The organism is Bacillus sp. JJ1764 (genome assembly GCF_036962145.1).
Lineage (GTDB): Bacteria > Bacillota > Bacilli > Bacillales > Cytobacillaceae > Neobacillus.
In genome coordinates, this window is the sequence record NZ_JBALNY010000143.1 from 4,195 (window position 1) to 10,637 (window position 6,443).

General features: G+C 38.0%; 5 protein-coding genes and 1 other annotated feature. Of the genes, 1 reads left to right on the forward strand and 4 read right to left on the reverse strand.

Annotation, left to right across the window (positions count from 1 at the left end; genetic code table 11):
- Positions 1–138: 138 nt before the first annotated feature.
- Entirely contained in the window at positions 139–1,404 is a 1,266-nt protein-coding gene (ilvA, locus tag V7083_RS18625; protein WP_335480712.1) for a threonine ammonia-lyase IlvA, read from the reverse strand.
- Positions 1,405–1,498: 94 nt separating this feature from the next.
- Positions 1,499–1,751: a binding site (T-box leader), on the reverse strand.
- Positions 1,752–1,928: 177 nt separating this feature from the next.
- Here ilvA and V7083_RS18630 point away from each other — a divergent pair.
- Positions 1,929–2,444 carry a gamma carbonic anhydrase family protein gene (locus V7083_RS18630; RefSeq protein ID WP_335480714.1) on the forward strand — a complete coding sequence of 172 codons (516 nt, stop codon included), beginning with the start codon at positions 1,929–1,931 and terminating at the stop codon, positions 2,442–2,444.
- 58 nt (positions 2,445–2,502) lie between these two features.
- Here the strand turns inward: V7083_RS18630 and V7083_RS18635 are convergent, their stop codons facing one another.
- From V7083_RS18635 to V7083_RS18645, 3 genes are all read right to left on the reverse strand, one after another.
- Positions 2,503–3,828 carry an MDR family MFS transporter gene (locus V7083_RS18635; RefSeq protein WP_335480716.1) on the reverse strand — a complete coding sequence of 442 codons (1,326 nt, stop codon included), beginning with the start codon at positions 3,826–3,828 and terminating at the stop codon, positions 2,503–2,505.
- 155 nt (positions 3,829–3,983) lie between these two features.
- Positions 3,984–5,225: an ATP-binding protein gene (locus V7083_RS18640; protein ID WP_335480718.1), complete on the reverse strand. Its 1,242-nt coding sequence runs from the start codon at positions 5,223–5,225 to the stop codon at positions 3,984–3,986.
- Between the two features lie 135 nt (positions 5,226–5,360).
- Positions 5,361–6,320 (reverse strand): transglutaminase domain-containing protein, encoded by a 960-nt coding sequence (locus V7083_RS18645; protein WP_335480720.1) that lies wholly within the window; start codon positions 6,318–6,320, stop codon positions 5,361–5,363.
- Positions 6,321–6,443: the final 123 nt, after the last annotated feature.

A 6,443-nucleotide genomic window follows, 5' to 3' on the forward strand; every position in this document is an offset into this window, starting at 1 on the left:
AAAAAATAAATATATTTTCACAGCAAATATTATAACCTAATTAAACTGCCAGATAAAACCCCTAAGCTTTAAAAATTTTTAAGAATGGGTAATAATTCAAAAAAAGGGCCCTCTAATAGGGAAGGCCCTTTGTAGATATTATACCAACATTTGGAACAAGGTGCTGTCTTTGTTCACTTCACGGTAGACAAATCCTTTTGTTTTAATCCGTTCAACCAATGGGAAGTAGTCATCTTTATCCTTTAGTTCAATCCCAACTAAAGCTGGACCTGTTTCTCGGTTGTTCTTTTTCGTATATTCAAAGTGGCTGATGTCATCATTTGGCCCAAGAACATCGAATAAGAATTCTCTTAATGCACCGGGACGCTGAGGAAATTGAACAATGAAATAGTGCTGCAGACCCTCATATAGCTTAGAACGCTCTTTAATTTCCTGCATGCGGCCAATATCATTATTGCCTCCACTAACTACGCAGACAACCGTTTTGCCCTTGATTTGGTCAGTATATGTATCCAAGGCGGCGACTGAGAGAGCACCTGTTGGCTCGACAACAATGGCATTTTCGTTATATAGGGACAAAAGGGTCGTACACACTTTACCTTCTGGTATAACAACAATATCATCAACAATATCTTTTACAATATTGAATGTTTTGGACCCAACCGTTTTAACGGCTGCCCCATCTACAAATGGATCGATTTTTTCTAATGAAACAACCTCTCCTTTTAAAATGGATTCCTTCATCCCAGGAGCTCCTGCAGGCTCTACCCCAATTAACTTAGTGTGAGGGGAAAAATGTTTAAGATAGGTTCCAACACCAGCCAGAAGTCCACCTCCGCCAATTGCAGCGAAAAGGTAATCAATTTTTTCATGGCAATCGTTGAGAAGTTCCACTCCAACTGTTCCCTGTCCTGCAATCACGTCGAAGTCATCAAACGGATGGATAAAGGTCCGCTTTTCCTTCTTACTACATTCCATAGCTTTATAATAGGCATCATCAAACGTGTCTCCCACCAACACAATTTCTACACTCTCTTTTCCCCAAAACTTCACCTGATTTACTTTTTGTTTTGGCGTTGTGCTTGGCATAAAGATTTTTCCATTGATTTTTAAAAGGTGACAAGAATAAGCTACACCTTGGGCATGGTTTCCCGCACTTGCACAAATAATTCCGTTTCTCATTTCTTCTTCACTTAGTTGTTTAATACGATTATAAGCGCCGCGGATTTTGAATGATCGTACACTTTGCATATCCTCGCGCTTTAAGTAGACATGACAGCCATATCGTTCTGATAACAAATGGTTGTATTGTAATGGAGTCGGTGAAATCACGTCTTTAATGGTATGACTGGCAATAATGATATCCTCTACATTCAAAGCTTCCTTTTCTACCTGTTGACTCATGATTACATTTCCTCCCTGGGTTTTACTTACCGTTTGGTTCAATCTAAACAACTCCCAATCTATTTATAAACAATAAAAAACCCGCCCCTATAGGTATAGGGACGAGTTGGCTCGCGTTACCACCCTACTTCCGCAGCATGATCTTTTGAATACATGTAGCGGCTCTCGATAATCGTACGTTTGTAGTACGTTTCCATTGTAACGGCGGAATTCCCGGCGCAGCTTACTTACATGTTCAGCCACACATCTCCGAGGTGATCTTCAGAAATGCCCTGTCATCGGCTTTCACCACCCGCCGACTCTCTTGAGACAAGCTCAAATCCTACTCTTCTCATCATTGATTCAACTTTAATTTTTAATAAGGTTACCACCGAAAAAAAATCTTGTCAATATATTTTGACTATTTTTTATATTTAGACAATTAATAAAGCGCTTTCATTTCTAATTGGTGCCTGTCAGAATTAGATGCTATAATCTAATGGTAATTAGATAATTCTGAAATTACAAAAAAGGAGTGAGACCGCTTGTTAATTCCATACAACGGTAAGTCGCCTAAGCTTGATGAGTCAGTGTTTGTTGCCCCGGGGGCTTATTTAATTGGTGATGTTCAAATTGGGAAAGGTTCAACGGTATGGTTTAACGCTGTTATTCGAGCCGACGATGGTCCAATTGTCGTTGGAGAGCGATGCAGCATCCAGGATAATTCGACGATTCATTTGTATGAAGGGTTCCCTGTTACCATTGAGGACGATGTCACCATCGGTCATAATGTTATATTGCATGGCTGTAAAGTCGGTAAGAAATCAATCATTGGAATGGGGTCCACACTATTAGATCAAGTAGAAGTGGGAGAGGAATGCATCATTGGTGCCAATACACTTCTTGCCGGTGGTATCAAAATTCCCCCCCGCTCCCTCGTACTCGGCTCACCGGGTAAAGTAGTTCGCCAACTCAGCGAAAAAGACTTGCAAATGCTACAAATGTCCAGTGAACACTATGTTCAAAAAGGGAAAGAATTCAAAGAAATACTTAGAAATTAGTAAACAATAGAAAAAGGTGACAGTAGCTGGTAAACCAGGTGGCTGTCACCTTTTCGTCTTATGCTTGCGATGTTTCCCTCGTTTTTGCTGGGATTAGAAAACTTAGGAAGACGGTGATGATGCTTAGGATAAGTGCGTATAGAAATACGTTTTGGATACCATTTGTAATGTTGGCTGTATGGTTGATAATGACTCCCATGACAGTGACACCAACTGAAGTTCCGATATTCCGTAGAAACATTTGCAGTGATGTAGATATTCCTTTAATGTTTGATTCAGCAAATTCTTGAGAAGCAATGGTTCCTACCGCAAATAATAGGCCAAATGCAACTCCCTGAATCGTCAAAATGATAAATAAATTCATATACGATATATCTTTTATAAACAAATATAGTCCAAATCCTGAAATCACCGTTATAAAACTCCCGATGATAAATAATTTTTTATAACCGTAACGAATAATCCATTTCCCTGCAGGGGTACTTCCAAACATCCAGCCAACAGCCGTACTTAACAGAATCAAACCGCTTTGATAAATGCTCATGTGTTTACCCTGCTGTAAATATAACGGAATAAAATTCGATGTACCGAAAAATGACAAGCAGTATACTAGCATAAACAAATTGGTCATCAGAATTCCTTTATTTTTAAACAATGAAACGGGTAAAAACGGCTGAGTTTCCTTCTTTTCAACAATTGCAAAAAGGATGAATCCCACACAGCCTGCAATCACATACCATAACGGATTGCTAACATTGGTTGCTAGCAATAAAAGCGTAATGGAGAACCCGAACAGAAAGAAGCCTTTAAAATCAATATATGTCTTCTTAAATTCCATCTGTTCTTTATAAGGCAGTAAACATAGCAATGTGGCGATACCGATTGGAATATTAATAAAAAAGATCCATCTCCACGTTAAGGTCTCCACAAAAAACGACCCCATTACAGGTCCGATAATAGAAGAAAGAGCCCAAATCGAACTAAAAACAGCTTGGATCTTTCCACGTTTCTCGATGGTAAATAAATCCCCAACAATAATCATAGAAAGCGGAATCATACCTCCTGCCCCAAGACCTTGGACCCCGCGGTATATAATCAGCATGACCATTGAATTAGCCATACCACAAAGAATTGAACCAAAAGTAAATAGCCCAACAGCAATCATTAACAACTTTTTTCGGCCATACATATCAGCAAGTTTTCCGTATAGCGGTACCGTTACCGTACTGGCTAGCATATAGACTGCAAAGATCCATGCGAAAAGTTCCATTTTTCCAAGCTGCTTCACGATTGTCGGACTCGCCGTTTGCATGATATTTGCATCTAGCGCCGAAATGAGGGTCGTTATGACCAGACCCCAAAATACATATCTATTTTTCCCCATAAGTTCCTCCTAGATGTAAGTTCTAAATTGCCTTTTTTTTACACCAAAGACAAAACACCATATTATTATAACAAATAACATAACTATAGTAATCTATTTATTTCGATTACAGAATTATATTAGAATAAAAAAACACCAACAAAGTTGGCGCTCATTTAGCAATAATATACCTCTTTTTTCAAATATGGCTGCGTGACGGTTGGTAGAATTACTTCGATGGTAGTACCGACATTTTCTACACTATTAATGTTTAATTCACCATGATGACTTTCAACGATTTTAAAGCAAGTCATCAGTCCGAGCCCCGTTCCTTTTTCCTTTGTTGTATAGAATGGTTCTCCGAGGGTAGAAATCCGATCCTGAGGAATTCCAACACCTTGGTCAATAATTTGAATCAAAATGCTGCCTTCCTCTTTCTCCTGGACCTTTATATGGATATCTCCACCCTTAGGCATCGCTTCAATGGCATTTTTTAAAAGATTTAAAAAAACCTGCTTCAATTGGTTTTCTTCACAGCAAACGTTTGGTAATTGTTGATCAAATTCTGCAAAGATCTGGACATTATTTAAAATTGATTGAGTGTTGATTAATGTAACAACATCTAAAATTACATTCTTAATATTCATTTCAACAAATACTACAGCTGACGGTTTAGCTAAAACGAGGAATTCACCTACAATAGTATTGATTCGATCCAATTCGGTTAACACGATATCGTAATATTCTTTCTTTAATTGATTATGCTTAAATAATTGAATAAAACCTTTAATGGATGTAAGTGGATTTCTGATTTCATGGGCAATCCCAGCAGCCATCTGACCAAGAAGAGCTAATTTCTCTGATTTTTGCAGCAGTCTCTCCGTTTCTTCCTTTTTTTCGGTAATATCTTTACCAACTGTCAAAACCGCTTCTTCTCCCCCAAACAGAATCTTGATGGAGGATGTTTCAAAAACAAATTTAGAACCATCCCATCGTTTTACTTTATATTCAATTGCACATAATGGGAGCTGTTCTTTTTTCACTTGCTTCATTCTCTCTAAATAACGCTCCTTGTATGCCTTATCCAAATGATCCAAAATGGATTCTCCTATTAATTCCTCAATGGAACTCCTGCCAAGCTGCTTTACAGTAGCCATGTTGGCATAAATAATTTTATTCTCTCGATGTATAAACACAGCTTCTGGTAAAGTGTCCAACAGTCGTTTATAGCTTTCTTCACTCAGACGTGCTTTTTTTTCAAAAAATCTGGCCCGATCATATTGCCATCCAACAAACCAGGCAATCGTTGTAAACATAAAAAAATCTATCGTAAAAAAAGAATCTTCACCCGTAAGTGTTTGATATCCGGTAAATGAAACGGATAGTAATACAAGCGTTAACTGTCCCCATTTTTTCATATTTGTTACCCTCTTATTATATGTCAGTTACCTTTTAATTCGACAATTTCTCTTTAATTCCTCCAAAATTACAGAAAAATTCCAATACGATTCAAAAATGGCAAAAATAAAAACCCGCAAATAACAATGCGGGATTTACCAAGGATATTCTCCTTCTTTATGTTTATCAGTTTTTGAAAAATATTCAGGCTGGTAGTGGTGAACAAATTTCATCGTATTGGCGTTAATATACCCAGCTCCATAAGTTGGATCCTCTGTATGCCACCCTCCATTGAGTTTTACTTCATTCCAAGCGTGATTCTCACCATATACCACTTTCGCTTCAATGCCAACAGCACGATGGAGCGCTGCACTTAGATCAGCATAACCGGAGCATAAAACAATACGCGATTGATAGGTCTCCAAAGCTGAATATAAAGGTGGCTTGTCAGAATTAGCAAGTGGTGCATTATAGGAGATATGTTTGGTAACCCACTCAAAAATAGCCCTTGATTTATCTATGTCCGTTTGCTTACCACTTGTTACATTTTTCGCAAGCGTCATCAAACTGGGGTCATCACTTTGAACCATAAAACTCGGCTGTATATTGGGATCTCCATCATTTAAATGATAAACCGCATAGCCCAGGACCTTATTGGGATCATCCGGTTTGTCTTGATAATATTCGTCCAGATTGATTATCACATCCCCTACATTATAAGCAAGGGGGTATTCGTACTGTATTTTACCTTTGGAAAAAGGGATTTTTAACGAAGTTTTCTTATTCGCCCGTGATTCGTCTATATCCAGAATGATCCCTTTTGCTTCATGAAATTTACCATAAGGGGTTGGAGTTCCTGTAACAATGAGCTTTCCTCCCTCAACTACTACCTGATAGGTTTGTATAGTCGTTGGTGAATACTTTTCATTAGGAGCGGCAGTCTCGACCGCTTGAGTTGTGTCTGTTTGCTGTGGTTGTTGCTGTGTAGGCAATTCTGTCTGGGAATTATTAAGATTTAGTAAAGTTCTAATTTGTTCCGTTGTGGGTAATTGATCTTTATATGACAAATACATAAAAGCCAATATACATATAAAAAAAACAAATAATTTTTTCATGTTACAGTCAACTCTGCTTTCGTTTTTGGGACTCATGGTTTTGACAATATTCTTCTTTTAAAATTGCGTACATGTTCAAATCCCAATGTTTTTCTTTACAGTACAATGCTTTTCTCATGATTC